General features: G+C 72.3%; 22 protein-coding genes and 1 pseudogene. 14 read left to right on the top strand and 9 right to left on the bottom strand.

Annotated elements, in window-relative coordinates; translation table 11 throughout:
• Positions 1 to 79: 79 nt before the first annotated feature.
• Positions 80 to 1,093: a LacI family DNA-binding transcriptional regulator gene (locus B100_RS0128230; protein WP_024887760.1), complete on the bottom strand. Its 1,014-nt coding sequence runs from the start codon at positions 1,091 to 1,093 to the stop codon at positions 80 to 82.
• Between the two features lie 176 nt (positions 1,094 to 1,269).
• On the opposite strand from B100_RS0128230, the gene B100_RS0128225 reads away from it, so the two are divergent.
• The 4 genes from B100_RS0128225 to B100_RS0128210 all read left to right on the top strand — a co-directional run bounded on the left by B100_RS0128225 (position 1,270) and on the right by B100_RS0128210 (position 6,463).
• Positions 1,270 to 3,096 carry a sugar-binding domain-containing protein gene (locus B100_RS0128225; RefSeq protein WP_024887759.1) on the top strand — a complete coding sequence of 609 codons (1,827 nt, stop codon included), beginning with the start codon at positions 1,270 to 1,272 and terminating at the stop codon, positions 3,094 to 3,096.
• Positions 3,097 to 3,203: 107 nt separating this feature from the next.
• Positions 3,204 to 4,571, top strand: coding sequence for an extracellular solute-binding protein (locus B100_RS0128220; protein WP_051490083.1), 1,368 nt, complete (start codon positions 3,204 to 3,206; stop codon positions 4,569 to 4,571).
• Positions 4,572 to 4,593: 22 nt separating this feature from the next.
• The gene (locus B100_RS0128215; RefSeq protein WP_024887757.1) at positions 4,594 to 5,526 is read left to right on the top strand and encodes a carbohydrate ABC transporter permease; all 933 of its coding nucleotides are present in this window, start codon (positions 4,594 to 4,596) and stop codon (positions 5,524 to 5,526) included.
• Between the two features lies 1 nt (position 5,527).
• Complete coding sequence (locus B100_RS0128210) at positions 5,528 to 6,463, top strand: carbohydrate ABC transporter permease (protein ID WP_024887756.1); 936 nt, start codon at positions 5,528 to 5,530, stop codon at positions 6,461 to 6,463.
• A 79-nt stretch (positions 6,464 to 6,542) separates the two neighbouring features.
• Here the strand turns inward: B100_RS0128210 and B100_RS0128205 are convergent, their stop codons facing one another.
• Together B100_RS0128205 and B100_RS0128200 are read right to left on the bottom strand one after the other, a co-directional pair.
• The gene (locus tag B100_RS0128205) at positions 6,543 to 8,090 is read right to left on the bottom strand and encodes an MDR family MFS transporter (protein WP_486585717.1); all 1,548 of its coding nucleotides are present in this window, start codon (positions 8,088 to 8,090) and stop codon (positions 6,543 to 6,545) included.
• Positions 8,091 to 8,244: 154 nt separating this feature from the next.
• A complete protein-coding gene (locus tag B100_RS0128200; protein WP_024887754.1) occupies positions 8,245 to 8,919 on the bottom strand; it encodes a TetR/AcrR family transcriptional regulator in 675 nt (224 codons plus the stop codon).
• Between the two features lie 99 nt (positions 8,920 to 9,018).
• Here B100_RS0128200 and B100_RS0128195 point away from each other — a divergent pair, with 99 nt between their 5' ends.
• From B100_RS0128195 to B100_RS35925, 3 genes and pseudogenes are all read left to right on the top strand, one after another.
• The gene (locus tag B100_RS0128195) at positions 9,019 to 10,209 is read left to right on the top strand and encodes an MFS transporter (protein WP_024887753.1); all 1,191 of its coding nucleotides are present in this window, start codon (positions 9,019 to 9,021) and stop codon (positions 10,207 to 10,209) included.
• A 130-nt stretch (positions 10,210 to 10,339) separates the two neighbouring features.
• Positions 10,340 to 11,311 carry a pirin family protein gene (locus B100_RS0128190; protein ID WP_024887752.1) on the top strand — a complete coding sequence of 324 codons (972 nt, stop codon included), beginning with the start codon at positions 10,340 to 10,342 and terminating at the stop codon, positions 11,309 to 11,311.
• A gap of 95 nt (positions 11,312 to 11,406) precedes the next feature.
• Positions 11,407 to 11,787 (top strand): annotated as a pseudogene (locus B100_RS35925) (sensor histidine kinase); the annotation flags it as partial.
• 45 nt (positions 11,788 to 11,832) lie between these two features.
• On the opposite strand, the gene B100_RS0128180 reads toward B100_RS35925, so the two are convergent.
• Positions 11,833 to 12,861, bottom strand: a complete 1,029-nt coding sequence (locus tag B100_RS0128180; RefSeq protein WP_024887750.1) for a LacI family DNA-binding transcriptional regulator — start codon at positions 12,859 to 12,861, stop codon at positions 11,833 to 11,835.
• A gap of 361 nt (positions 12,862 to 13,222) precedes the next feature.
• Between B100_RS0128180 and B100_RS0128175 the strand changes: the two genes are divergently transcribed.
• From B100_RS0128175 to B100_RS0128160, 4 genes are all read left to right on the top strand, one after another.
• The gene (locus tag B100_RS0128175) at positions 13,223 to 14,533 is read left to right on the top strand and encodes an extracellular solute-binding protein (RefSeq protein WP_024887749.1); all 1,311 of its coding nucleotides are present in this window, start codon (positions 13,223 to 13,225) and stop codon (positions 14,531 to 14,533) included.
• Positions 14,530 to 15,435, top strand: coding sequence for a carbohydrate ABC transporter permease (locus B100_RS0128170; RefSeq protein WP_024887748.1), 906 nt, complete (start codon positions 14,530 to 14,532; stop codon positions 15,433 to 15,435). Before B100_RS0128175 ends, B100_RS0128170 begins: the two co-directional genes overlap by 4 nt.
• 1 nt (position 15,436) lies before the next feature.
• Positions 15,437 to 16,333, top strand: coding sequence for a carbohydrate ABC transporter permease (locus B100_RS0128165; protein ID WP_024887747.1), 897 nt, complete (start codon positions 15,437 to 15,439; stop codon positions 16,331 to 16,333).
• Between the two features lie 79 nt (positions 16,334 to 16,412).
• Positions 16,413 to 18,791: a beta-xylosidase/alpha-l-arabinosidase gene (locus tag B100_RS0128160; RefSeq protein ID WP_024887746.1), complete on the top strand. Its 2,379-nt coding sequence runs from the start codon at positions 16,413 to 16,415 to the stop codon at positions 18,789 to 18,791.
• Between the two features lie 21 nt (positions 18,792 to 18,812).
• Here B100_RS0128160 and B100_RS0128155 read toward each other — a convergent pair whose 3' ends face one another.
• Positions 18,813 to 20,036, bottom strand: a complete 1,224-nt coding sequence (locus B100_RS0128155; RefSeq protein WP_024887745.1) for a fumarylacetoacetate hydrolase family protein — start codon at positions 20,034 to 20,036, stop codon at positions 18,813 to 18,815.
• Between the two features lie 60 nt (positions 20,037 to 20,096).
• The gene (locus tag B100_RS0128150) at positions 20,097 to 21,833 is read right to left on the bottom strand and encodes an IlvD/Edd family dehydratase (RefSeq protein ID WP_024887744.1); all 1,737 of its coding nucleotides are present in this window, start codon (positions 21,831 to 21,833) and stop codon (positions 20,097 to 20,099) included.
• Positions 21,834 to 21,939: 106 nt separating this feature from the next.
• On the opposite strand from B100_RS0128150, the gene B100_RS0128145 reads away from it, so the two are divergent.
• Together B100_RS0128145 and B100_RS0128140 are read left to right on the top strand one after the other, a co-directional pair.
• Entirely contained in the window at positions 21,940 to 22,683 is a 744-nt protein-coding gene (locus B100_RS0128145) for a FadR/GntR family transcriptional regulator (RefSeq protein ID WP_024887743.1), read from the top strand.
• A gap of 386 nt (positions 22,684 to 23,069) precedes the next feature.
• Positions 23,070 to 23,354: a DUF1540 domain-containing protein gene (locus tag B100_RS0128140; protein ID WP_024887742.1), complete on the top strand. Its 285-nt coding sequence runs from the start codon at positions 23,070 to 23,072 to the stop codon at positions 23,352 to 23,354.
• Positions 23,355 to 23,360: 6 nt separating this feature from the next.
• Here the strand turns inward: B100_RS0128140 and B100_RS0128135 are convergent, their stop codons facing one another.
• The 3 genes from B100_RS0128135 to B100_RS0128125 form a co-directional block, all read right to left on the bottom strand.
• On the bottom strand, positions 23,361 to 23,999 hold the full coding sequence (locus B100_RS0128135; RefSeq protein ID WP_024887741.1) for an HD domain-containing protein: 639 nt from the start codon (positions 23,997 to 23,999) through the stop codon (positions 23,361 to 23,363).
• 120 nt (positions 24,000 to 24,119) lie between these two features.
• On the bottom strand, positions 24,120 to 25,106 hold the full coding sequence (locus B100_RS0128130) for a GlxA family transcriptional regulator (protein ID WP_037723652.1): 987 nt from the start codon (positions 25,104 to 25,106) through the stop codon (positions 24,120 to 24,122).
• An 85-nt stretch (positions 25,107 to 25,191) separates the two neighbouring features.
• Positions 25,192 to 25,746: an ester cyclase gene (locus B100_RS0128125; protein WP_024887739.1), complete on the bottom strand. Its 555-nt coding sequence runs from the start codon at positions 25,744 to 25,746 to the stop codon at positions 25,192 to 25,194.
• Positions 25,747 to 25,848: 102 nt separating this feature from the next.
• On the opposite strand from B100_RS0128125, the gene B100_RS0128120 reads away from it, so the two are divergent.
• Positions 25,849 to 26,460: a TetR/AcrR family transcriptional regulator gene (locus tag B100_RS0128120; protein ID WP_024887738.1), complete on the top strand. Its 612-nt coding sequence runs from the start codon at positions 25,849 to 25,851 to the stop codon at positions 26,458 to 26,460.
• The last annotated feature ends 18 nt before the right edge of the window (positions 26,461 to 26,478 follow it).

Raw genomic sequence — 26,478 nt, 5'->3', positions numbered from 1 at the left:
GCCCTCGCCGGTGGCCGCCGGACCCAGTCGCCCGGGCCGTCGCGCCGGAAGGGACCGCCCACCCCGTGGGTGACCCCTCTCATCCGCCCGAGCTTTCCCGCACGATCAGTCGGTGACCCGCCGTCTCGTCGACGGCCGGGCCGCCGGGGCCGGCCGCCTCTATGCGGGCCAGCAGCAGTTCCACCGCCCGGCGGGCGATGCCCGGCTTGTCGGGGGCGACCGTGGTGAGTGTCGGGATGCTGTAGCGGGTGGCCTCGATGTCGTCGAAGCCGACCACGTCCACGTCCCCCGGCACCGACCAGCCGTCCTCGTGCAGGGCGCGCACCGCGCCGAGGGCCAGGTGGTCGTTGAGGCAGAGCAGCGCGTCGGGCGGCTCCGGCAGCCGCATGAGGGTGCGCGCGGCGGCGGCACCGTCGGCCCAGCGGAACGCGGGAACCGGCAGGATCATCTCCTCGGACACGGTCAGGCCTGCCTCGGTCAGCGCCTGTTGATGGCCGACCGTGCGCAGCCGCCCGGTGTTGTGCGTGCCCCGCAGGTCGCCGCCGACCACCGCGATGCGGCGCCGCCCCCGCGCCAACAGGTGCGCGGTCGCCTCACGGGCCGCCGCCACGTTGTCGATCGCCACGTGGTCCGCGCTGCCGGGCAGGTTGCACTCGCCGAGCAGCACCAGCGGCAGCCGGGTGTCCCGGCCCTCCAGGTCACGTGGCTGCAGGGCGAGCGGCGAGAGGACGACCCCGTCCGTGAACTGGGCGTCGAAGCCCTGGACGGCGGCCAGTTCCTTCTCGCGCCGCCCGCCGGTCTCCAGCAGCAGCGTGGTGCTGCCCTGCCGTTCGGCCTCGGCCATGACGTGCTTGGCCAGCTCGGCGAAGTAGGCGATGTCCAGGTCCGGCACGGCCAGCGCGATCACCCCGGTCCGGCCCCTGCGCAGCTGACGTCCCGCGATGTTGACCCGGTAGCCGAGGGCGTCGATGGCCTCGCGCACCGCGGTCCGGGTCCGTTCGGAGACGTGTTCGTAGTCGTTGAGGACGTTGGACACCGTCTTCGCCGAGACGCCCGCGTACTCCGCGACGTCCTTGATCCTGGGCCTGCCCATGCTTCCCTTCTCGCCCTCCCTGCCGCCTCCCGGATCGTAACGGCAGCCCCTCGGGGCGGCACCGTCGGCGGGGGAAGGGCCATGCCGAAAACTTTTCGCCACCGCCATTTACATCGATGTAATCGTATGGTCGCATGGCCCCTGTACGCAGCGCACCCGCAGTGACGAGGAGCAGCATGAGCACGCCCCCGCCCCTGGACCTCCCGCGTCCGGAGTACCCCCGGCCCCAGTTCGCCCGCGAGGCGTGGCTGAACCTCAACGGCCGCTGGCAGTTCGAGACCGACCGCGGGGACAGCGGACTGGAGCGGGGCCTGCTGGGCCGCGACCTCTCCGGCGAGATCGTCGTGCCCTTCTGCCCGGAGTCCGAACTGTCCGGCATCGGCGACACGGACTTCATGGAGGCCGTCTGGTACCGCCGCACGGTGACCGTCCCGGCCGAGTGGGCCGGCAACGAGGTGCTGCTGCACTTCGGCGCCGTGGACCACGACGCCACCGTCTGGGTCAACGGCACCGAGGTGGCCCGTCACCGCGGCGGCTTCACCCCCTTCACCGCGGACCTGCGCGGCGTGGCCGGCCCCGGTGACGAGGCCGTGATCGTGGTCCGCGCCCGCGACTCCCGGCACGGCCCCCAGGCCCGCGGCAAGCAGGCCACCTGGTACGCCAACACGCACTGTCACTACACCCGCACCACCGGGATCTGGCAGACGGTGTGGCTGGAGCCCGTCCCCGCCGCCGCCCGCCTCAAGCGCCCCCGCATCACCCCCGACCTCGGCTCGGGCTCCTTCCACCTCGACCTCCCCGTCACCGGGAACCTGCCCGGTCACCGGGTGCGCGCCGTGCTCGGCGACAGCGACGGCGAGGTGGTCACCGCCTCCGCCCGCGCCGACCTCGACCTGTGCCCCCGTCTGGTCCTGACCGTCCCCGAGGACCGGCTGCGCACCTGGTCGCCGGCCGACCCGCACCTGTACGACCTGCGCCTGCAACTCCTCGACGCCGACGGCACCGTGGTCGACGAGGCCACGTCGTACGCGGGGCTGCGGTCGGTCGCCCTGCACGGCAAGCGGGTCCTGATCAACGGCGAACCGGTGTTCCAGCGCCTCGTCCTCGACCAGGGCTACTACCCGGACGGTCTGATGACCGCGCCCACCGACGCCGACCTGGTCCGCGACATCGAACTCGGGCTGCGGGCCGGCTTCAACGGCGCCCGGCTGCATCAGAAGGTGTTCGAGGAGCGCTACCTGTACCACGCCGACCGGCTCGGCTACCTGGTGTGGGGCGAGTTCGCCGACTGGGGCTGCGAGACCGGCGTGCGCGACGACAACCAGCGCCCCGACGCAAGCTACGTCGCCCAGTGGCTGGAGGCCCTGGAACGCGACCACTCGCACCCGTCGATCATCGGCTGGTGCCCGCTGAACGAGACCTACCAGCACCTGCACGACCGCATCACCCAGCTCGACGACGTCACCCGGGCGATGTTCCTGGCCACCAAGCAGGCCGACCCCAGCCGCCCCGTGATCGACGCCTCCGGCTACGCCCACCGCGTCGCGGAGACCGACGTCTACGACTCCCACTGCTACGAGCAGGACCCGCGGGCGTTCGCCAGGACCATGGCGGGTCTCGCCGAGGACCGCCCCTACGTCAACACCGGCCCCGACGGCCGCCCCTGGTCGGTGCCGTACCGCGGACAGCCGTACTTCTGCAGCGAGTTCGGCGGCATCTGGTGGGACGCGGAGGCCGCCGCCACCGCGGCCGGCGACGAGACCGAGTCGTCCTGGGGCTACGGCGAACGCCCGCGCAGCGTCGAGGAGTTCCTCGCTCGCTTCACCGGCCTGGTCGACGTCCTGCTCGACGACCCGGACATGTTCGGCTACTGCTACACCCAGCTCACCGACGTCTTCCAGGAACGCAACGGCGTCTACGGCTTCGACCGCGCCGAGAAGTTCGACACCGCCGTGCTGCGCCGTGCCCAGCAGCGCCCCGCGGCGGCCGAGTCCACCCGCTGACGACGTCCCGTCCGGCCGGCGCGACTTACCCCGCTCGGCTCCCCGTACCACGCGCCGGCGTCGGCGTCCCCGGTGATGTACATCGATGGAGAAAGAAAGGTAGCGTCATGGTCGACCTGCCAGGCCCACGAGCCGCCTCCGCCCGGCCGACGAGCGGACGTGCCGCACCGTCCCGGCGCGGTGTGCTCCGCGCGTCGCTGGCCTCCGCCGCCGCCCTCCTCGGCGGCGGCGCCCTGGCCGGCTGCGGGGCCGCCGCGGCCTCGGACCCCGACACCGTGCGCATGTGGGACCTGTTCAGCGGGGCCGACGGCGCGCTGCTCGACGAGCTGATCGACATCGCGGCGCCCGGCATGGGCGGCACCGGCGTCGACCGGACCGTCCTGGAATGGGGCACGCCGTACTACACCAAGCTCGCCATGGCCTCGGCCGGCGGGCGCGGACCGGACGTCGCCGTCTGCCACATGTCACGCCTGGCCGGCTACGCCCCGCTGGGTCTGCTCGACCCCTGGGACACCAGCCTCCTCGCCGAATTCGGCATCCGCGAGGAGGACTTCGCCGACGCGGTGTGGCAGCGCACCCTGTACCGCGACCGGACGTACGCCGTGCCGCTGGACACCCACCCGTTCATCGTCTTCTTCCACCCAGGCCCCGTCCGCGAGGCCGGACTGCTGACCGCCGGCGGCGACCTGGACCAGGACGCCTTCTCCAGCCCGGAGCGCTTCCTGGAGGCGGGCCGTGAACTGGCCCGCGCCACCGGCAAGCAGGGCGTCGCCTTCGGCTACGTCAACGACACCGCGCAGTGCTGGCGGCTGTTCTACGGCCTCTACCGGCAGACCGGCAACGACTTCGAGCTGCCCGTCGGCGGCACCGTCACCGCCGACGTCGACGCCATGACCGAGGTCATCGCCTTCATGCGGAAGCTCGTCGACGGCCGCGCCAACCCCCACCGCCTCGACTACCCGGCCGCCCTCGCCAACTTCACCAACGGGCAGACCGGCATGATCCTCTCCGGAGAGTGGGAACTCGGCACCTTCCGCGGCGCCGACCCCGACATCGGAGCCGCCTCCTTCCCCACGGTGTTCGGCACCCCGGCGGTCTACGCCGACTCCCACTCCTTCGTCCTGCCGCGCCGCCCCGACCCGGACGAGGCGCACCGCAGGCGCACCCACCGGGCGGTGGCCGCCATCCTCAAGGCCGGCCAGACCTGGGCGAAGGCGGGCCACATCCCGGCGTACCGGCCGGTGACCCGCACCCGGGAGTACGCCCGCCTTGAACCGCAGGCCCGGTACGTCGTTGCCGCCGACCACGTGGTGCTCGACCCGCCGGTGTGGTTCGCCGGCGCCGGCTCCGACTTCCAGAACGCCATGTCACAGGTGCTCCAGCAGGCCCTGCTCGACGGCCTCGCGCCCGACCGCGCGGCCCGGGCCATGGTGAAGCGCGTCAACACCGCCCTGTCCCAGCCCAGTCCGGCCTGAACCGCCGCGAAGGAGGCAGCAGATGTCCACCCCACTCGCATCGCCGGACCGGGCGCCCGCCGGCGACAGGGCCCAGGGCCTCGGCGCGGCCGTGCGCCGTCTCGTCCCGCCGGGCCTGCTCTTCGCCCTGCCGTTCCTCGTCCTGTTCGCCCTGTTCATGGTCTGGCCGCTGGTCCAGGGCGCGTGGATGAGTCTCACCGACACCTCCCTGTCCGCGCACGACCCGTCCTTCGTCGGACTGGACAACTACGCGGAGGCCCTCGGCGACGCCGAGATGTGGCAGGCCGTCGGCAACACCGTGTGGTTCACCGTGGTCTCCACGGTGCCCCTGGTGGCCGTCGCCCTCGGCATGGCGCTCCTGGTCCACACCGGGCTGCCCGGCCAGTGGGTGTGGCGGCTGGCCTTCTTCGCCCCCTACCTGCTGCCGGTCGGTGTCATCGGCCTGCTGTGGGGCTGGCTGTACCAGCCGGACCTCGGCCTCTACAACCACCTGCTCCAGGCGGTGGGCCTGGACGGTTTCGCGTGGCTGAGCGACAAGGACGTCGCCCTGTACGCCATCGTCATCGCCACCCTGTGGTGGACCGTCGGCTTCAACTTCCTGCTGTTCCTGGCGGCGCTCCAGGCCGTGCCCGACCACCTCTACGAGGCGGCGGCACTGGACGGGGCGGGTGCCTGGCGCCGGCTGTGGCACGTCACGCTGCCCCGGCTGCGCCGTATGACCGGCGTGGTCACGGTGCTCCAGATCCTCGCCTCGCTGAAGGTCTTCGACCAGGTGTACCTGCTGACCAAGGGCGGGCCCGACGGCTCCACCCGACCCGTCGTCGAGTACCTCTACGACATGGGCTTCACCGGCTACCGGCTCGGCTACGCCTCCGCCATCAGCTATGTCTTCTTCGCCCTCGTCGTCCTCGTCTCCGCCGCGCAGTTCGCCGCATTCCGCCGCAGGGAGAAGTGACATGACCTCCGTAGACCTCGAGACACGGCCCGCGCGCCGCACGGTCTCCCCGCTCCCCGCCTCCCGCCGTGCCCGGCCGGCCGGCGGGCGGGGCCCGAACCTCACCCTCGGCGCCGGCCGGACGGCCCGCGTCCTGGCCTTGGCGGTCCTCGCGGCGCTGGCCCTGACCTGGCTGCTGCCGTTGGCGTGGGCGGTCCTCACGGCGTTCAAGTCCGAGCAGGACGCCAGTGACCCGCTGCACTGGTTCTGGCCGCAGGGCGGCTTCACGCTGGACGGCTTCCGCACCGTCGTCGAGCGCGGCGACCTGCCGCTGTGGATGTGGAACAGCTTCTTCGTCGCCGCGGCCGTCACGATCGTCACGGTCGCCGTGTCGGCGGCGGCCGGCTACGCCTTCTCCCGCACCCTGTTCAAGGGGCGCCGCGGGCTGTTCGCGCTGACGGTCGCGTCGATCCTCGTCCCGCCGCAGATGCTGATCGTCCCGTGGTTCCAGCAGATGCTGACGCTGAACCTGGTGGACACCTACGCGGCGGTGATCCTTCCGCAGACCGTCGCCCCGGTGACGGTGTTCATCCTGAAGAAGCACTTCGACACCATTCCCCGCGAACTGGAGGAGGCGGCGCGGCTCGACGGCGCCGGAAACGCGCGGATCTTCTGGTCGGTGATGCTGCCGTTGTCCCGCCCGATGCTCGCCGCGGTGTCGATCTTCGTGTTCATCGGGGCGTGGAACAACTTCCTGTGGCCGTTCGTGTCGACCTCCGACCCGGCGCTGATGACCCTGCCGGTCGGCATCACCGCGGTGAAGGACGCGTACGGCGTCAACTACGCCCAGACGATGGCGTCGTCGGTGCTGGCCGCGCTGCCCCTGGTGCTGGTGTTCGTTTTCTTCCAGCGCCACATCGTGAAGTCGGTGGCGACCACGGGCCTCGGCGGCCAGTGATCCGCCTTCGTCCACGGACGAGCGAGCGCCCCGCGGCCGTGCGGGCCGCGGGGCGCTCGCTTCTCGTGCGCTACGGGATTCAGCTCCCGACGACGGTCTTGTCGCCCGCCTCCTCGGCGAGGCGCTCCATGCCGCTGGTCGTCTTCAGCGGCTTCTCCTTGATGAAGACCACGGTGATCAGGGCCAGCAGCGCGCACGGCGTGGCGATGAGGAACAGGTCGGCCGTGGCGACGCCGTAGGCGTGCTCGACGATCTGCCGCACCGGCTCGGGCAGGGTGCTCATGTCCGGCACGCTGGACTCACCGCCGCCGTCACCCCCGCTGGGAATGCCCGCGGCGTCCAGGCCCTTGGTCATCTCGGACGCGACCCGGTTGGCGAGGATGGCGCCCAGGACGCTGGTGCCGATGGTGCCGCCCATGCTGCGGAAGAACGACAGCACGGACGTCGCCGCGCCCAGCTCACTGGCCGGCACGTCGTTCTGGGCGGCCAGCACCAGGTTCTGCATCAGCATGCCGACGCCGACGCCGAGCACCGCCATGTAGGCGCTGAGCAGGGTGAAGGAGGTGTCCGCGTCGATGGTCGCGAGCAGCCCGAGGCCGACGGCCATGATGACCGCGCCCGCCACCAGGTAGCGCTTCCACACACCGGTCTTGCTGATGATCTGGCCGGCGACGGTCGAGGAGACCAGCAGGCCCAGGATCATCGGCAGGCTCATCAGGCCCGCCACGGTGGGCGACTTGCCCAGGGAGACCTGGAAGTACTGCGAGAGGAACACCGTGCCGCCGAACATGGCGACACCCACCAGCAGGCTGGCGACGGTGGTGAGGGTGACGGTGCGGTTGCGGAAGATGCCCAGCGGGATGACCGGTTCGGCCGTCCGCGCCTCGACGAACACCGCGGCGACCAGCAGCAGCACACCGGCGCCGGTGAGGGCGGCGGTCTGCCAGGAGGCCCAGTCGAACTCGTTGCCCGCCAGGGTCACCCAGATCAGCAGGGCGCAGACGCCCGCCACGATGAGGAAGGCGCCCAGGAAGTCGATCTTCGCCTCGCGGCGGGCCACCACCGGCAGGCGCAAGGTGCGCTGCAGCAGCGCGATGGCGAGCAGCGCGAACGGCACGCCGATGAAGAAGCACCAGCGCCAGCCGAGCCAGGAGGTGTCCACCAGCAGGCCGCCGACCAGCGGTCCGGCGACGGTGCCGATGGCGAACACGGCGCCGAAGATGCCGGCGTACTTGCCGAGCCGGCGGGGCGGGATGATCGCCGCCATGACGACCTGGGCCAGCGCGGTCAGACCGCCCGCGCCGATGCCCTGCACCACGCGGCTGAAGATGAGCAGATCGACGCCGTGGGAGAAGCCCGCCAGCAGCGAGCCCACGACGAACATGCCCAGCGACAGCTGGAGCAGCAGCTTCTTGTTGAACAGGTCGGACAGCTTGCCCCAGAGCGGCACGGTCGCCGTCATGGCCAGCAGCTCGGCGGTGACGACCCAGGTGTAGGAGGACTGGCTCGCCCCCAGGTCGGCGATGATGGTGGGCAGTGCGTTGGCCACGACGGTGCCCGCCAGGATCGCCACGAACATGCCGGCCATCAGCCCGGACATGGCCTGGAGTATCTGCCGGTTGGTCATGGCGGCGGGTGGCGCCGCGTCGGGCGCCTGTGTTGCGGTCACGGTCGTCTCTCTCACGGGATCGGTGGTGAAAGCGGGATCGCGCCCCGGGCGGGGCGGGAGTGGGGGAGGGCCGGGGTGTGCGCGGGGGCCCGGCCGGCGATGGGTCCGGCGCCTACCGGGCCGGGGTCGGCAGTCCGGCGGCGAGGTGGGCGAACACCTCGTGGAACACGTCGGCGAAGGCGACGTCGTCGGGCCGTTCGCACCAGTGCTGCACGCTCACCCGCACCGCCGCGCCGGCCACCGCGGCGAGCAGCCGCGGGTACAGGCCCGGAGCGGCGCGGTCCGCGCCGTCCTCGGGCGGGGCGGGGGTCTCACCGGTCCGGCCGCGGGCGCGGACGCGCGCGGCGATCGCCTCGGCGAGGCCCGTCTCGTCGGCCATCTGGGCGCCGAGGTTGCGCACCAGGAGGTGAGGGGAGGCCCGCAGCACCCGCGCGTGCAGGCTCCACAGTTCGTGCTGCCGTTCCGCCTCGCGCAGTTCGGTGGCGAGCGCCTCGCGCAGCGCCTCCAGCGGCGAGAGGCCGGGCGGCGCGGCGAGGAGTGACTGGCGCACCCGCTCGCTCGCGTCCGCGTCCACGACGACGAAGGCGTCGTCGCGTGAGTCGAAGTAGTTGAAGAAGGTCCGCACGGACACGCCGGCCGCGGCGCTGATCGCCTCGACCGTGACCTGGTCCGGCCCCTGCTCGGCGGCCAGTCGCACCGCCGCCTCCGCGAGCGCGGCACGCGTGGCGCGCTTCTTGCGCTCCCGCAGTCCGCCGCCCGCGGTGTCCTTCCCCGTCATGGCGTGCATGCTATGCAAAAATGCACGGCATGCAAAATTCTGCTCGGGTGATCACGCCGGTGGCGTGGTGAAGGGGGCCTCCGGCCGGTGCGCGGCTAGCGTCATGGCATGACGGGTGACCGGATCGGATGGCGCGCGTGCCTGCTCGGCGGCGCCGTGTTCGCGGTGTGCATGGCCGGGACCACGCTCCCGACCCCGCTGTACCCCCTCTACCAGGACAAGTTCGGCTTCTCCGAACTGACGGTCACCGTGGTGTACGCGGTCTACGCCTTCGCGGTCATCGGCGTTCTGCTGCTCGCGGGCAACGCCTCGGACGCCGTGGGCAGACGCCCGGTGCTGCTGTGGGGGCTGGCCTGCTCGGGCGCGAGCGCGATCTGCTTCCTCCTCGCCACCGGCCTGGGCTGGCTCTACGCCGGGCGGCTCCTGTCGGGCCTGTCGGCCGGACTGTTCACCGGCGCCGCCACCGCCTACGTCATGGAGGCGGCCCCGCCCGGCCACGCCTCCCGGGCCACGTTCGTCGCCACCGCCGTCAACATGGGCGGGCTCGGCTGCGGCCCGCTGCTCGCGGGAGTGCTCGCCGAGTACGCCGCCCGGCCGCTGTATCTGCCGTTCGCCGTCCACCTGGCCCTGGTGGTCTGTTCGGCGGCGGTGCTGCTGCGGCTGCCGGAGACCGTACGGAACCTGCGCCCGCTGAGGACCGTACGGCCGCAGCGGCCGGGGGTGCCCGCACAGGTGCGCCCGGTGTTCGGAGCGGCGGCGACGGCCTCGTTCGTGGGGTTCGCCCTGTTCGGCGTGTTCACCTCCGTCAGCCCCGCCTTCCTCGCGCAGTCCCTCGGTGTGACCGACCACGCGGTGAGCGGCACGGTCGTGGCGGCGGCGTTCTTCGCGTCGATCGCCGGACAGACGGCCGTCGGCCGGGTGGGCGTGAGCCGGTCGCTGCCGCTGGGCTGCGCCGTTCTGCTCGCCGGCCTGGCGCTGCTCGCGGGAGCCCTCTACTGGGACCAGCTGGCGCTGGTGGTGCAGAGCGCGCTGGTCGGCGGGTTCGGGCAGGGTCTGGCGTTCCGCGGGGCGCTGTCCGCGGTGGGCGCGGCGTCCCCGGCGGACCGGCGGGCCGCGGTGATCTCGTCGCTGTTCGTCGTGGCGTACACCGGCATCTCGGTCCCGGTCATCGGCGTGGGCCTGCTGTCGGAACCCCTGGGGCTGGAGAACGCGGGGCTGGTGTTCATCGCCTGCATGGCCGTCCTGATCGTCGCGGCGGCCGGCTACCTGCTGCGCAAGCCCGTGCGGGCCGGGTCGTGAGGGGTCCCGGACGCCCGGGAGATCCTGTTTCCCCGAGCGATTTCCCGGGCGACGGCCTATAGTCGTCCATGAATGTTGAATATCGAACTTCTTTTGACTCTCGAAACGTCCTCGGTGGGAGGCACGCGGCATGAGCAACACGGAGACACGCCCCGCGGAGGTCAGGTGCGGCGGCGGGACGGACGCGGACTTCCCCGGGGAGGTCGAGATCCTCACGGCACGTGACGTGCCGCTCGGCGGACCGCGTGCCATGCGGGTGCGGCGCACACTGCCGCAGCGGGCGCGCTCGCTCGTCGGCGCTTGGTGCTTCGCCGACCACTACGGCCCCGAGGACGTCGCCGCCACCGGCGGCATGGACGTCGCCCCGCACCCGCACACCGGTCTGCAGACGGTCAGCTGGCTGTTCAGCGGGGAGATCGAACACCGCGACAGCCTGGGCAGCCACGCCTACGTCCGGCCCGGCGAGCTGAACCTGATGACCGGAGGTCACGGCATCAGCCACTCGGAGGTGTCGACGCCGGACACCACGACCCTGCACGGCGTCCAGCTGTGGGTGGCCCTCCCCGACGAACACCGCGACACCGCACGGGACTTCCAGCACCATGTACCCGAACCGGTCGCGCTGGACGGCGGCGAGGCACGCGTCTTCCTCGGCTCGCTCGCGGGCGTCACCTCACCGGTGCGCACCTTCACACCGCTGCTGGGCGCCGAGCTGACCGTCTCCCCGGGCGCCCGGCTGGTGCTCGACGTCGACCCCTCCTTCGAGCACGGCGTCCTCGTCGACGCCGGCGACGTCCTCGTCGAGGGCACCGCCGTGGGCCGCGCCGAACTGGGTTACACCGCCCCGGGCCGCTCCGCCCTCACCCTCACCAACCGGGGAGCCGGCCCGGCCCGCCTGATCCTCCTGGGCGGCCCGCCGTTCGGGGAGGAGATCATCATGTGGTGGAACTTCATCGGCCGCACCCACGAGGACATCGTCCGCGCCCGTGAGGACTGGACGACGGGGACACGTTTCGGCGAGGTCCACGGCTACGACGGCGACCCGCTGCCGGCCCCGCAACTGCCGACCACGCCCCTGAAGCCCCGGAGGAGCCCGCGCTGACCCGGCGCACGCCGGTCAGGAGGTCGCCGCCCTCGCCACCACCATCAACACCACCCTGCAACGCCTCGACACCGCCGCCGCCCAGCAGCGCCGTTTCGTGCGACAGCACCGCCGCCGCGTACGTCCGCGGCGACCACGACGAGTTCGAACGGCTGCTGCGCAACCTCCTCGACAACGCCGTCCGCCACGCCGAGCACCGGATCGAGGTCGCCGTCGGCGGCGAGGGCGACCGGGCCGTCGTGACGGTGCGGGACGACGGACCGGGCGTGCCTCCCGAGGACGCCGAGCGCATCTTCGAACGCTTCGTCCGGCTCGACGACGCCCGCTCCCGTGACCAGGGCGGCGCCGGCCTGGGCCTCGCCATCGCCCGCGATCTGGCCCAGCGCCACGGAGGCACCCTCACCCTCGCCCCGACGACGCCCGGAGCGTGCTTCGAGCTGAGCCTTCCGGCTGTCCCCGCCCCGAAGGAGGAGTGAAGCGGCGGGGGTGCGCACGCCCCCGGCCGTCGGTCCCCTCCGCGCTCAGTCGTGCGGAAGGGGCTCCTCGCGTGGCGGTGCCGTCGAGGCGCGGACCACGAGTTCGGTGGCCAGTTCGACGTGGTGGGACTCGAGCTTCTCCCCGTTGACCAGCCGGAGCGCGGTGCGCAGGGCGGCGGCGCCCATCTCCCGCAGCGGCTGGCGCACGGTGGTCAGCGGCGGGGAGGCCATCTGGGCGAGGCTCGTGTCGTCGAAGCCGACCACGCTCAGGTCCTCGGGCACGCGCAGACCCCGGACGCGGGCGGTCTCGACGACGCCGAGGGCGATCTCGTCGTTGCCCGCGAAGACCGCCGTCGGCGGCGCCTCCAGGTCCAGGAGCGCCGAGGCACCGGTGAGGCCCGTCTCGTAGGTGAACTCACCGGGCCGGACGTACGCCTCCGGCACCCGCTGCCCCTCGGCCTCCATGGCGGCGCGGTAGCCGTGCATGCGGGCCTGGTTGCAGACGGCCGTGGCCGGTCCGCCGAGGTAGGCGATACGGCGGTGTCCCAGCGACAGCAGGTGCCGGGTCGCGGCCAGACCGCCGCCGAAGTTGGTCGCGCCGACGCTGTTGACCCGGCCGTCCGGGAGGTGCAGCGGGTCCAGCACCACCAAGGGCAGGCCGGAGCGCGCCAGTTCGTTCAAGTGGGCCGCGGTGTGGACGCTGGTGACCGCGATGACGGCGCGCCGCCCGGCCGACACCAGGTCCCGCGCCCAGTGCGGGGCGCCGGACGCCTTGCTGACCACCACCGAGGCCCCCGACTCGGCCGCCGCGTCGATGATGCCCTCCAGGGTCTCCGCCACATAGGACTTGAGACCGCCCTTGAACTGCACCTCGATGGTCGGGGTCTCGACGGCCTCGGTGTGGCGGAACACCGGTGCCAGGTAGTCGTGTTGATGCAGCAGCTCCTGCACCCGGACGCGGGTGTGCGGTGCCACGTCACCGCGGCCGTTGACCACTTTGGAGACGGTCGCGACGGAGACCCCGGCCGCTTGGGCGATGTCCGCCAACGTGGTGCGCCTGGCGTTCGGTCGCATCGCTTCCTCTCAGCTGTGGGGCGCCCGAGGGGGCGTCGACGGGGTCCGGCGCGGGCGGCACCGGACCCCGACGGCCCGGCATGACCTGCACCGACAGTCTGTCAGCCCGCGCCCACCACGTCACCACCGCCTCCGACCGGCCTGTTTCGAAAATCTTTCGATCTTTCGCCGGGGTGCCTCGGGGGGCACACACATGCCGGTGTGGCCCCGATGTCGCCTGCCGTACAAGGCTCGTGCACGCGTATTGACAGGGCATCAGCACGAAACCTAGCTTGCACGGACAGAGCAAGAAGAAGTGATTTTCGAAAACCTTTCACCATGACTCACGAGAAGCCGACGGCTCTCGAGTGCGGAGAAAATCATGGCGCTCTCTCGACGTACCCTCCTCGGCCTGGCCGCCGCCGTGCCCGTCTCCGCGGCGCTGACGGCCTGCGGCGGCTCGTCCGGACCCGGCAAGAGCAGCGGTGCCACGTACTGGTACCTCAACGGACAGCCGCAGGAAGGGGTCAGGGCCGGCGCCGTGGACGCTTTTAACAAGGCCCACCCCGACACCCAGATCGACGACACGACCTACCAGAACGACGCGTACAAGACGAAGATCAAGACCGCCATCGGCGCCGGCAAGGCGCCGACCATCATCTGGGGCTGGGGCGGCGGGACCCTGCGCGCCTACGCGGAGGCCGGCCAGGTCGAGGATCTCACCCCGTGGTTCGACGAGAACCCCGACGTCAAGAAGGGGCTGTTCCCGTCCTCCTTCGGCGCGGCGACCGTCGACGGCAAGATCTACGCGATGCCGGGCGAGACCGTCCAGCCGATCATCCTCTACTACAACCGCAAGGTCTTCGACCAGGTCGGGGTGGAACCGCCCGAGACCTGGGACGACATCATGGCACTGGTGCCGAAGTTCAACGCCAAGGGTATCGCGCCCTTCGCCCTCGGCGGCCAGTCACGGTGGACGAACATGATGTGGCTGGAGTTCCTGTTCGACCGCATCGGCGGACCCGAGGTCTTCCAGGCCGCCATCGAGGGCGAGAAGAACGCCTGGTCCCACCCGGACGCCATCAAGGCGCTGACCGCACTGCAGGACCTGGTCGAGGCCGACGGGTTCGTCAAGGGCTTCTCGTCCATCACCGCCGACTCCAACGCCGACCAGGCGCTGCTGTACACCGGCAGGGCCGCGATGATGCTCCACGGTGCCTGGTCCTACGGCATCCAGCAGGCCGACGGCGGGGACTTCGTCCCCAGCGGCTCACTGGGCTTCATGAACTTCCCGGCCTTCGAAGGCGGCAAGGGCGACCTCAGCAACACGGTCGGCAACCCCGCCCAGTACCTGTCCATCTCCTCCAAGGCCGGCGCCGAGGAGAAGAAGGTCGCCAAGGAGTTCTTCGCCACCGGCCTCCTCCAGGAGGAGGAGGTGAAGAGCTGGATCGGCAACGGCTCCGTCCCGATCCGGCTCGGCACGGAGAAGCTGCTGGCCGCCTCCGACAACGCCGAATTCCTCCAGTTCACCTACGACCTCGCCAGCAAGGCCAAGGTGTTCGTCCAGTCCTGGGACCAGGCACTCAGTCCGACCGCCGCCGAGACCCTGCTGGACAACATCGTCAAGCTGTTCCAGCAGTCGATCTCACCGCAGCAGTTCGCGAGCAACCTCAACGCGGTCACCGGCGTATGAGCGCGGCCACCGGCGCGCCACGGCGTCGCGAGCCGCGCAGCGTCCTGCCGTGGCTCGCGACGCCGGCGCTGCTGCTCTTCGTCGGTTTCGCCGTGGTCCCGCTCGTCGGCGTCTTCGCGTTGAGCTTCACCACCTGGGACGGCATCGGCTCCATCCGCGCGACCGGACTGACCAGTTGGCGTGCGGTGCTCACCGACCCCGGGCTGCCGCACGCCCTCTGGGTGACGTTCCTGGTGATGGCCGTGTCCTGGATCGTGCAGACACCGCTGAGCATCCTCCTCGGCACGTTCCTCGCCGGCCGCCAGCGCTACCGCGCGGTGCTGGGCGTGGTGTACTTCGTCCCGCTGATGCTGAGCTCCGCGGCGATCGCCATCGCCTACGAGGCCCTGCTGGACCCCAACTTCGGGCTCGGCGCCGGACTGAAGATCCAGGCGCTCAGCCAGGACTGGCTCGGCCGGCCCTGGCTGGCGTTCGGGGTCGTCGTCTTCGTCGTCTCCTGGCAGTTCGTCCCGTTCCACTCCCTGATCTACCAGGGCGGCGTCCAGCAGATCCCGAAGTCCCTCTACGAGGCGGCACAGTTGGACGGTGCCGGACGGATCCGGCAGTTCTTCAGCATCACGCTGCCCCAGCTGAAGTACACCGTCATCACCTCGTCCACACTGATGGTCGTCGGGTCGCTGACCTTCTTCGACCTCATCTTCGTCCTGACCGAGGGCGGCCCCGGCGACGCCACCCGGGTCCTCGCACTGGACATGTACAAGCGGGGATTCCAGGCCAGCCTGATGGGACCGGCCAGCGCCATCGCGGTCATCCTGGTCCTCCTGGGCCTCGCCCTCGCCCTGCTGCTGCGCCGCCTCGGAGGCCGGGACGCCGGTGCGAGCCAACTCGAGGGGGCCTCCTGACGTGACCACCACGCCGACCAAGACGCGACGGCCCGAGAAGACCACCCCGCGCCCGCAGCCACGCCGCTCCCGGCCGGCGGCCGCCCGGCGCAACTGGGCCGGGGGGCTTGCCGGATGGCTGTGGCTCGCCGTCGTCGCCGTACCCCTGTACTGGACCCTCATCACCAGTCTGAAGGACCGCAGCCGCTACTACGCGAGCAACCCGCTGGTGCCGACGGGCGACCCGACACTGGAGAACTACCGGCTGGTCATCGAGTCCGACTTCCTGCAGTACTTCGTGAACAGCGTCGTGGTGACCGTCGGCGCCGTGGTGCCCGCGGTCGTCGTGTCCTTCATGGCTGCCTACGCGATCGTCCGCGGCTGGCGCATGCGGGTCCTGCGCGCCATGAACGGGCTGTTCCTCATGGGACTCGCCATCCCGCTGCAGGCGACGGTGATCCCCGTCTACCTGATCATCATCAAGCTGCACCTGTACGACAGCCTCGCGGCCCTGATCCTCCCGTCGATCGCCTTCGCCATCCCGCTGTCCGTGCTGGTGCTCGCCAACTTCATCCGTGACGTGCCCAAGGAACTGTTCGACTCCATGCGGGTCGACGGCGCCACCGAATGGACGACCCTGTGGCGGCTGGCGGCGCCCCTCACCCGGCCTGCCATCCTCACCGTGAGCATCTTCAACGCCCTGACCATCTGGAACGGATTCCTGCTGCCGCTGGTCCTCACCCAGAGCCCCGACCGCCGGACCCTGCCGCTGGCCCTGTGGACCTTCCAGGGCCAGTACGGGGTCAACGTCCCCGCCGTGCTCGCCGCCGTCGTCCTCACCACGCTGCCCGTCCTGGTGCTGTACGCCTTCGGCCGCCGCCAGCTGCTGAGCGGGCTGACCGCGGGGTTCGGCCGGTGACCGGCGCAGGCACCCACCCACCCGTCCACCGGCTCGCCCGTACCGCCCCTGTCACGGGGCGGACGGGCGGAGGAGGAAAGTGAACGCCGACGTGGCCGCGGAGAACACCTCCGCACTCCCGCTCTGGAACGACCCCACCGCCTCCGTCACCGCCCGCGTCGACGCGCTGGTCGACGCGATGACCCTGGAGGAGAAGACCGCCCAGCTCCACGGAGTGTGGGTGGGCGCCTCCGACGAGGGCGGCGAGGTCGCCCCGCACCAGCACGAGATGGAGGAGCCCGTCGATCTCGAGGCGCTCCTGCCCACCGGACTGGGCCAGCTCACCCGCCCCTTCGGCACGGTCCCCGTCGACCCCGCCCTGGGCGCCCTCTCCCTGGCCCGCACACAGGCCCGCATCGCCGCCTCCAACCGCTTCGGCATCCCGGCACTCGCGCACGACGAGTGCCTGGCCGGCTTCGCCGCCTGGGGCGCCACCGCCTACCCCGTCCCGCTGTCCTGGGGAGCCGCCTTCGACCCGGACACGGTGCGGCGCATGGCCGCCGCCATCGGCCGCGACATGCGCGCCGTCGGTGTCCACCAGGGCCTCGCGCCCGTGCTGGACGTCGTCCGCGACGCCCGCTGGGGACGGGTGGAGGAGACCATCGGCGAGGACCCCTACCTCGTCGCCACCATCGGGACGGCCTACGTCCAGGGCCTGGAGTCCGCCGGGATCGTCGCCACCCTCAAGCACTTCGCCGGCTACTCCGCCTCCCGCGCCGGCCGCAACCTCGCCCCCTCGTCCCTGGGCCCGCGCGAACGCGCCGACGTGCTGCTGCCGCCCTTCGAGATGGCGATCGGCGAGGGCGGCGCCCGGTCGGTGATGAACGCCTACACCGACACCGACGGCATGCCGTCCGCCGCCGACGAGGACCTGCTCACCGGCCTGCTGCGCGACACCTGGGGCTTCGACGGCACGGTGGTGGCCGACTACTTCGCCATCGCCTTCCTCAGGACCCTGCACGGCATCGCCGGCGACTGGGCGGAGGCCGCCGGAACGGCGCTGCACGCGGGCATCGATGTCGAACTGCCCAACGTCAAGACCTACGGGGCGCCCCTGACCGAGGCCGTCGCCGACGGCCGCGTCCCGGAGAAGCTGGTCGACCGCGCCGTACGCCGGGTGCTCACCCAGAAGATCGCCCTCGGGCTGCTCGACCCGGACTGGAACCCCGTCCCCGCCGCCCTCGGCGAGATCGACCAGGGCGACCCGGAGGCCCTGCGCGGCCGGATCGACCTGGACGGCCCGGCAAACCGCGCGCTGGCCCGCACGCTCGCCGAGGAAGCGGTCGTCCTGCTCGGCAACGACGGCACCCTGCCGCTTCAACGGCCCCGCCGCATCGCCCTGATCGGCCCCAACGCCGACGAGGCCGCCGCCGTCCTCGGCTGCTACTCCTTCCCCCAGCACATCGGCGTCCGCCACCCCGGTACCCCCCTCGGCATCGAGCTGCCCACCCTGCGCGACACGCTCGCCGCCGAGTTCCCGGGCGCCGAGATCACCCACGCCCGCGGCACCGGCGTCGACGACGGGGACCTGTCCGGTTTCGACGAGGCGGCGCGGGTGGCCCGCGAGGCCGACATCGCCCTGGTGGTGCTCGGCGACCGCGCGGGACTCTTCGGGCGGGGCACCAGCGGCGAGGGCTGCGACGTCGAGACGCTGGCGCTGCCCGGCGCGCAGCAGCACCTGCTCGACACCCTGCTCGACCTGGACACGCCCGTGGTGACCGTGCTGCTGGCCGGACGCCCGTACGCCCTCGGCCGCGCGGCCCGGGAGTCCGCGGCGATCGTGCAGTCCTTCTTCCCGGGCGAGGAGGGCACCCGCGCGATCGCCGGGGTGATCAGCGGCCGGGTCAACCCCTCCGGACGTCTCCCGGTCGGCGTACCACGGGGCCCGGGCACCCAGCCGGGCACCTACCTCGGGGCGCGGCTCGCGCACGCCAGCGCGGTGTCCAGCATGGACCCGACCCCCGCGTTCGCCTTCGGCCACGGACTGTCCTACACGCGGTTCGACTGGACCGACCTGACCGTGGAGGTGCGGGAAGCCACCACCGAGGGCGAGTTCGCCCTCTCGTTCACCGTCCGGAACACCGGCGGGCGGTCCGGGACCGAGGTCGTGCAGCTGTATCTGCACGACCCGGTCGCCTCCGTCGTCCAGCCCGTGCAGCGCCTCATCGGCTACACCCGGGTCGCGCTGGAGCCGGGGGAGGCCCGGCGTCTGGGCGTCACGGTCCCGGCCGACCTCGCCTCCTTCACCGGGCGCGACGGCCGGCGCGTCGTCGAACCGGGCGAACTGGAACTACGGCTGGCCGCGTCCAGCGCCGACCCGCGCCTGACCGCCCGGGTCACGCTGACCGGGGCGGAGCGCCAGGTGGACCACACGCGGCGGCTCCACGCCACGATCGTCCAGGAGCCGCTCGCCGGCTGACCCCGGGGCGCGCGGCGCACGTCAGGGGCCCGCGCACCCCGGCCCGCCGGGAGAGTCCCGCAGCAGGCCGCGCCGGGCGAGGCTGCGCATCAGCGCGCCCACGCCGAACGTCCACGGCGCGGCCTCCTCACTCGGGACGACGGTGTTGACCAGGGCGCCGAGCCGCGGGCTGGAGATCCGCACGACGTCGCCGTACGCGTGGGTGAAGCCCGCGCCGGCCGCGTGCCGGTCCTCGGTCGGCGCGAACAGCGTGCCGGTGAACAACACGAAACCGTCCGGGTACTGATGGTGCGCGCCGTGCGTGGCGGCGACCAGGTCCAGCACGTCACGGCTGATCTCGCGCAGGGAACTGCTGCCCCGCAGGACGTAACCGTCCGTACCCTCGACCCGCAGGTCGATGCCGAGCCCGCGGACGGCGTCGAGGCCGAAGTCCTCGTCCAGCACCCGGACGAACGGGCCGATCGCGCAGGAGGCGTTGTTGTCCTTCGCGCGGGACAGCAGCAGGGCGCTGCGCCCCTCGATGTCGCGGAGGTTGACGTCGTTGCCCAGCGTCACGCCGCGCACCCGGCCGCGCGCGTCCACGACGAGGACCGCCTCCGGTTCGGGGTTGTTCCACACGGAGGCCCGGAGCACACCGATGTCGGCGCCGGTACCGACCGCGGACAGCACGGGGGCCTTGGTGAACACCTCCGGGTCCGGACCGATCCCGACCTCCAGGTACTGCGACCAGAGCCCCTCGGCGACGAGCAGCTCCTTGACCTTGACCGCTTCCGGTGACCCGGGACGGATGCCGTCCAGCCTGCCGCCCACCACCTGCCCGAGGTGCGCCCGCACCCGCGCGGCCTGCGCCGGATCCCCTCCCGTCCGCTCCTCGATGACCCGCTCCAGCAGGCTCCGGGCGAAGGTGACACCCGCCGCCTTGATCACCTGGAGGTCGACGGGAGCGAGCAGATGCGGCACGTCCCGGCGGCCCGGCGGCGCGCCGAGCAGGTCGTCCAGACGCCAGACGCGTCCCCCGTCGGCCTCACGGACGACCCGCGCCGCGTCCTCGCGCTCCATGAGGTCGGAGACGGTGGGGGCGAGGGACGTCAGGTCGACGACGTGCTCGCCGCGCACCGCGGCCACGCACGGCCCGTCCCCGTCCGGGTCGTGGACGCGTGCGACGAGCGCGGCCCGGCCGGCGTCCTTGGGGAGGACGGAGCCGGCGGTGAGGTGCGGGCGGGGGCGCGCGGGGGTGGATTCCACGGTCGATGCACTCCTGAAGGGCGAGGGGGCCGGCTCGGTGGGAGTCGCGGAGGACCCGGCTCAGTGCGAGTCGCGGGGGACCTCGTGTCCGCGGCTGCCGCGCAGGAAGCCGAAGTCGGCGCCCCGGTCGGCCTGTTCGACGTGCTGGGTGTACAGCCAGGTGTAGCCGCCGGCGTACCGCTCGACGGGCGGCGTCCACTCCTGCCGACGGCGGGCGAGCTCGGTGTCGTCGACGTCCAGGCGCAGGCTGCGGCGGGGGACGTCGAGGACGACGGGGTCCCCGTCGCGCACCAGGGCGAGCGGTCCGCCGACGGCGGCCTCCGGCGCCACGTGCAGGACCACCGTCCCGTAGCCGGTGCCGCTCATCCGGCCGTCGCAGACGCGCACCATGTCGGTGACGCCGGCCTTCAACAGCTTGGCGGGCAGCGGCACGTTGGAGACCTCGGGCATGCCGGGGTAGCCCTTGGGCCCGGCGTTGCGGATGACGACGACGGTGTTCTCGTCGACGTCGAGGTCCGGGTCGTCGGCGACCGCGTGGTACGCCTCGGGGGAGTCGAAGACACGGGCGGGGCCGCGGTGGGTGAGCAGATGCGGTGACGCGGCCGACTGCTTGATCACGGCCCCGTCGGGGCACAGGTTGCCGCGCAGGACGGCGATGCCGGTGCCGGCCGGCTGGAAGGGGGCGTCGAGGGGGGTGATGACGTCGGAGTCGACGCGCTCGGCGCCGTCGGTGTTCTCGGCGACCGTGCGTCCGGTGACGGTGACCGGCTCCCCGTGCAGCAGCCCGCCGCCGAGGAGTTCGGCCATGACGGCGGGCAGCCCGCCCGCGTAGCAGAAGTCCTCCATGAGGTACTTGCCGCTCGGCATCAGGTTGACCAGGGTCGGTACCGCGCGGACCAGCTCGTCGAAGTCCCCCAGGTCCAGCTTCACACCGACGCGCCCGGCGAGGGCGGTGAGGTGGATGACGGCGTTGGTGGAGCCGCCGATGGCCGCGTTCACGCGGACGGCGTTCTCGAAGGCCTCCCGGGTCAGGATCCGCGAGGGCCGCAGCCCCTCCTCCACCATGGCCACGACGCGCCGGCCGGCCGCCTGCGCGGTCTCCATCCGGCGCGAGTCGACGGCCGGCCAGGCCGCCGAGCCCGGCAGCTGCATGCCGAGCGCCTCGGCCACACAGGCCATCGTCGAGGCGGTGCCCATCGTCATGCAGTGCCCGTTGGAGCGCGCCATGCAGCCCTCGGCGAAGAAGCACTCCTCCTCGGTCATCCGCCCGGTCTTCAGGTCCTCCTCGAACTTCCACACATGCGTGCCCGAACCCACGTCCTGACCCCGGTACTTGCCGTTCAGCATCGGCCCGCCGGTGACCATGACCGCGGGCAGGTCGACGCTCGCGGCGCCCATGAGCATGGCGGGGGTCGTCTTGTCGCAGCCGGACAGCAGGACGACACCGTCGAGCGGATTGGCCCGGATCAGCTCCTCGACCTCCATGGCCATGAGGTTGCGGTACAGCATGGCGGTGGGGCGCATCAGTGTCTCGCCGGTGGCCATGGTGGGGAACTGCAGCGGGAAGCCGCCCGCCTGCCACACCCCGCGCTTGACGGCCTCGGCGACGCGGGTCAGATGGGCGTTGCACGGGGCGAGTTCGGAGGCGCTGGTCGCGATGCCGATGACGGGACGCCCGTCGAACACCTCGTGTCCGAAGCCCTGGTTGCGCATCCAGGAGCGGTACAGCATTCCGCTGCGTCCCCTGGCGCCGAACCACGCCTGACTGCGGCGGTCCGTGCTCCGGTCGTCGGTCATGTATTCACTCCCGTGGCTCCGGCGTCGTCGGTCGTCCGCTGTGCGAGGGGGCGTTGCCGGGTGGGGCCCCGCTACCCTGGTGCTCAATCATTAAATGATTCGATGAATGGCGTCCAGGGGGCGAGCGGAGATCATGACGAAGTTCCCGACCATGCATCAGCGCGTGATGGACGAGCTCGGCCGGCGCATCGTGGGCGGCGCGTGGGCGCCGGGCGACCCGCTGCCGGTGGAGGACGCGCTCGCGGCCGGGATCGGCGTGAGCCGGGGGGTGCTGCGGGAGGCGGTCAAGTCGCTGGTGGCCAAGGGGATGCTGCACGTACGGCCGCGCACCGGCACGCGCGTGCTGCCCCCGGAGCACTGGAACCACCTGGACCCCGACGTCCTGCGCTGGAAGCAGGCCGAGGACGCGGCGGCCCTGCTGCGTGACACGGGGGAACTGCGCAGGATCCTCGAGCCCGAGGCGGCCCGGCTCGCCGCCGAGCGGGGAGGCCCCGAGGACGTGCGTGTCCTGTACGACGCGCTGGCGGCCATGGAGAAAGCGGCGGCGTCCCCCGGCCGCGACGGCTACGTCGAGGCGGACATCGCCTTCCACCGGGCCCTGCTCGACGCCGGCGGCAACCGTCTGCTCGGCTCGCTGGGCCGCGCCGTGGAGATCGCGCTGGAGCACAGCTTCGTGATCAGCACCCAGACACCGGGCGCGGTGGAGGGCTCGCTGCCGGGCCACCGCGCCGTCGTGGAGGCCGTCGAGGCCCGCGACCCCGACGCGGCGGCGGCCGCCGTGCTGGCCGTCATCGAGGCCGCCGGCCAGGAGATCGCCCGGTCACCCGGCCTGCCGGACGACGACGGGTGAGCGTCCCGCTCACCCGTCCCGAGGACCGTTCGGCCCGGCGCAGGGGACGGTCGTCCCGGGGCAGGGGGACCGGTCGGATCTCTCGCGGCGGCGGCGTGCGCGAGATGGTCGTGTGACGGAGCGGCGCCGATCCCTCGCCGCGCCGCTTCCCCCGCTCCCCGCGCTGCTCGAAGCGCGCCCGCCCCGCCGACGTGCGCCGGCACCTGCCGTCGCGGACAGTGGAAGACAGGAAGGGAGCGTTGCGCGAGCCGCCGGCTCGGACGGACCCCGCCGCCCCAACCCCGCCGACCGTGACGGTGGCGTACCGCGCCCCGAGCCGGCCACCACCACGGCGACCGATCCGTACGACATCACGGAAAGGGCGATCGATCATGGCAGCACCCGTCATGCAACTGCCCGTCATCAGCGAATGCGCCGCCGAGAGCTGCGCCTACAACCACGACCACGCCTGCCGCGCCGCGGCGATCACCGTGGGGGACCTCGACAGCCCCGTCTGCGAGACCTTCATGGGCGCCGACCTGGACGGCGGCGAACCGTCGACCACCGGCCGGGTCGGCGCCTGCAAGATGGCCGACTGCCGCCACAACTCGGGGCTGGAATGCCACGCACCGGCCATCTCCGTCGGGTACGAGCAGGAGCAGGTCGACTGCCTCACCTACGCACGGCAGTGAGGGCGCCTACTCCGGCCAGGCCGAGTTCTGGATGACCTCCACGAAGTCGGTGCGGCGGAAGCCCGGAACGAAGTGCTCCAGCACGTCCGCGTTCACCGTGCCGAAGGTGGAGTCCGGACGGTGCTTGAAGCCGTCGGTGAACGCCTGGAGGATCTGGCGCTTGAAGTCCGGGCGCGGGTGGGCCGCGGTGACCTCGTCGATCTGGGCAGCCGTGACGTTGTCCAGGTGCAGGCCCAGCACGTCCGTCTCCACCCCCGCCGTCGTGGCCGCGATCTCCGGTGCCAGCTTGTAGGGCACCTCCGGGGTGGTGTGCAGCGCGACGGCCGTCCAGACCTTCTCGGCGTCCCCCTCGGACAGCCCGTGGCTCAGCAGGAACGCGCGGGCCTGGTCCGCGCCGTCCATCTCGAACCGCTGGTCGTCGCTGCGGTACGGCGCCACCAGACCGGTGTCATGGAACATGGCCGCCACGTAGAGCAGTTCCGGGTCGGGCCGCAGTCCGCGCGCCGCCGCCTGCAGACTGCCGAAGAGGAACACCCGGCGGGAGTGGTGGAAGATCAGCGGCGGCGTGGTGTCGCGGATCAGATCGGTGGCGGCCTGCGCCAGCTTGCTGTCGGGGACCGTGATTCCGGCGATCGTCTCACTCATGACTGCCTCCTGGGGCTGGTGGTGACCTCTGCACCTCCACCCTGCGGCCCTTGGGCCTCCGCGTCCGCTCGGGGACGGCCGACAACCCCTCGGAAACGGACACCCGGAAGGCCTGGGCCGTCACGTACGGGGGCCGCGCGGCCCGTCCGCCCCGGTGGTCGAGAAGCGCTGCCGGTACCGGGTCGGGGACAGGCCGAGATGGCGTGCGAAGGCGCGGCGCAGGCTCTCGTAGCTGGGAAATCCCGACAGGGCCGCCGCCTCCGTGGCGTTGCGGCCCGCGTCCAGCAGGGCCTTCGCCAGGTCGAAGCGGATCAGTTCCACGTACTTCATCGGGGTGGTGTCCAGTTCCGCCCGGAACATCCGGGTCAGATGCCGGGGACTCACCCGGACGCGCGCCGCGAGCGCCTCCAGGCTGTGGTCGGCCGTCGGATCCGCCTGCACCGCGTCCTGCACGAGCCGGAGCACCGGGGTCTGCGGTGCCGGACCCTGGAGCGAGGCGGAGAACTGCGACTGTCCGCCCGCCCGCTGCATGTACACCACCAGTGACCGGGCGACGTCGCGCGTCAGGTCGGGCCCGTGGTCGTCCTCCACCAGGGCCAGCGCCAGGTCGATGCCCGCGGTGACCCCGGCCGAGGTGTACGTGGTGCCGTCCCTGACGAAGATCGCGTCGGGTTCCACACGGGCCTCCGGGTGGCGCCGTGCGAGCAGCGCGGTGTGCTGCCAGTGCGTGGTGGCCCGTCTGCCGTCGAGCAGACCGGCCGCTCCGAGCACGAACGCGCCGGTGCAGATCGAGGCGACCCGGCCCGCCCGCGGGGCCAGGTCCGCCGCGGCCGCGCCGAGACCGGGGTCGACGGGGAAGGTGGGCAGCGCGTCACCGCCGACCACCAGCAGGGTGTCGAAGGCGGGGGCGTCCAGGGCGTCCGCGTCGACGGGCACCTGGACACCGATCGAGGAGCGCACGGGCTTCCCGCCGACAGAGACGAGACTCAGCCGGTAGCCGGCACCGAAGCGGTTCGCCTCGCTGAAGACCTCCGCGGGACCGGACAGGTCCAGCATCTTCATTCCGTCGAAGACCAGAATGCCGACGCGGTGCTCCCGCCGCTCCATCCGCCTCACTCCACCCGCTCACGGCCGCCGCTCCCGCGGCGGCCTTCTCACCCGCATTGTCCTCCCGCCGGGGTGCGCCGTCCGGTCACGCCGACGCGGCCGCCTCCGCGGCACGCCGTGAGACCTCCTCGGCCGCCCGCGCGGCACGCCCCGTCACCTTCCAGCCGGCCAGACGCAGCGCCACCCCGGGGGTGGGCGGGAAGACGCCCAGTTGCTGCAGCATCGTCACGTCGTCGCGCACCGCCTCGTGCCGCAGGACCAGACCGTCGCGCAGGTCGAGCACATGGATCTGTTCGAAGTCGACGTCCCGGCCGGTGGGCGGCACCGCCTGGTCGAGCGCGCCGTCGCGGAACCGGACGAACGGACCGGTGTGACGCCCCTGCATCCGCAGCCGCACCCACACCCGGTCGCCGTCGTGGCCGATGTCCTCGATCGCGAAGCGCAGCCCGTCGAAGGCGCCGCGCAGCCACGCCGACGAGGCGAGGACGCCGGCGCGCCCGCTGAGCGAGCACGCCGCCGGGGCGACGTCCGCCTCGCGGTTGCCGAACCGGTCGTGGACGACGTCCGCGGCGAGTGCGGCGTCACCGGTCTCCAGGACTCGGAAGAGTCCGCGTGCCAGGTCTCCGGGGTCCATGCCCATGAGTCGTGCCTTCCCTGAGATGCGAGGATTTTGAGGTTACAACGAACCTAATCAATACCCTAAGCGCTCCCTGAAGGTGACGTCGCAGGCTAGAGTGACGCCATGGCAACCAAGCGCGCCTATGCCTCTCCGCTGCGTCAGCAGGCGGCGGCCCGGACCCGGGAGCAGATCCTGCGGTGCGCGGCCGGCCTGTTCGCCGGCCGCGGCTACGGGCGGGTCACCGTGGCGGACATCGCCGAGGCGGCAGGCGTCTCCCCGAAGACCGTCTTCGCGAGCGTCGGCAGCAAGAGCGACATCCTGGACCGGATCGTCGACCAGGGCGTGACGGCGTCCGGCCACGAGGAGGCCGTGGGCCGCCTGCTCGGGCTCTCCGATCCCCGGGACCTGCTGCGGGAGCTCGCGGCGGCCACCCGACTGGGGAACGAGGGGCAGTTCGTCGTCCACGAGGCCATCCGCAAGGCGCTCCCGGCGCACGAGCAGGCCGAGGAACTGTGGGAACGCGCCACCGGGGAGTACCGCCGCGCGCTGGGTGCCGTGGCCCGCCACCTGAACACCCTCACGCCGCGCCCGCCGACGCCCGCGGAGGAGACGGCGGACCTGCTGTGGTTCTGGTTCGGCCCGTCCGGCTGGCGCACCCTGGTCGTCGAGAACGGCTGGTCGTGGGAGCGCGCGGAGCGGTTCCTGTGCCGTACCGCCACCGCCACGCTCTGCTGACGGCCGCCGGGCGGCACG

It is taken from the genome of Streptomyces sp. CNH189 (genome assembly GCF_000527195.1).
This window is presented reverse-complemented; position numbering and strand designations above follow the sequence as displayed.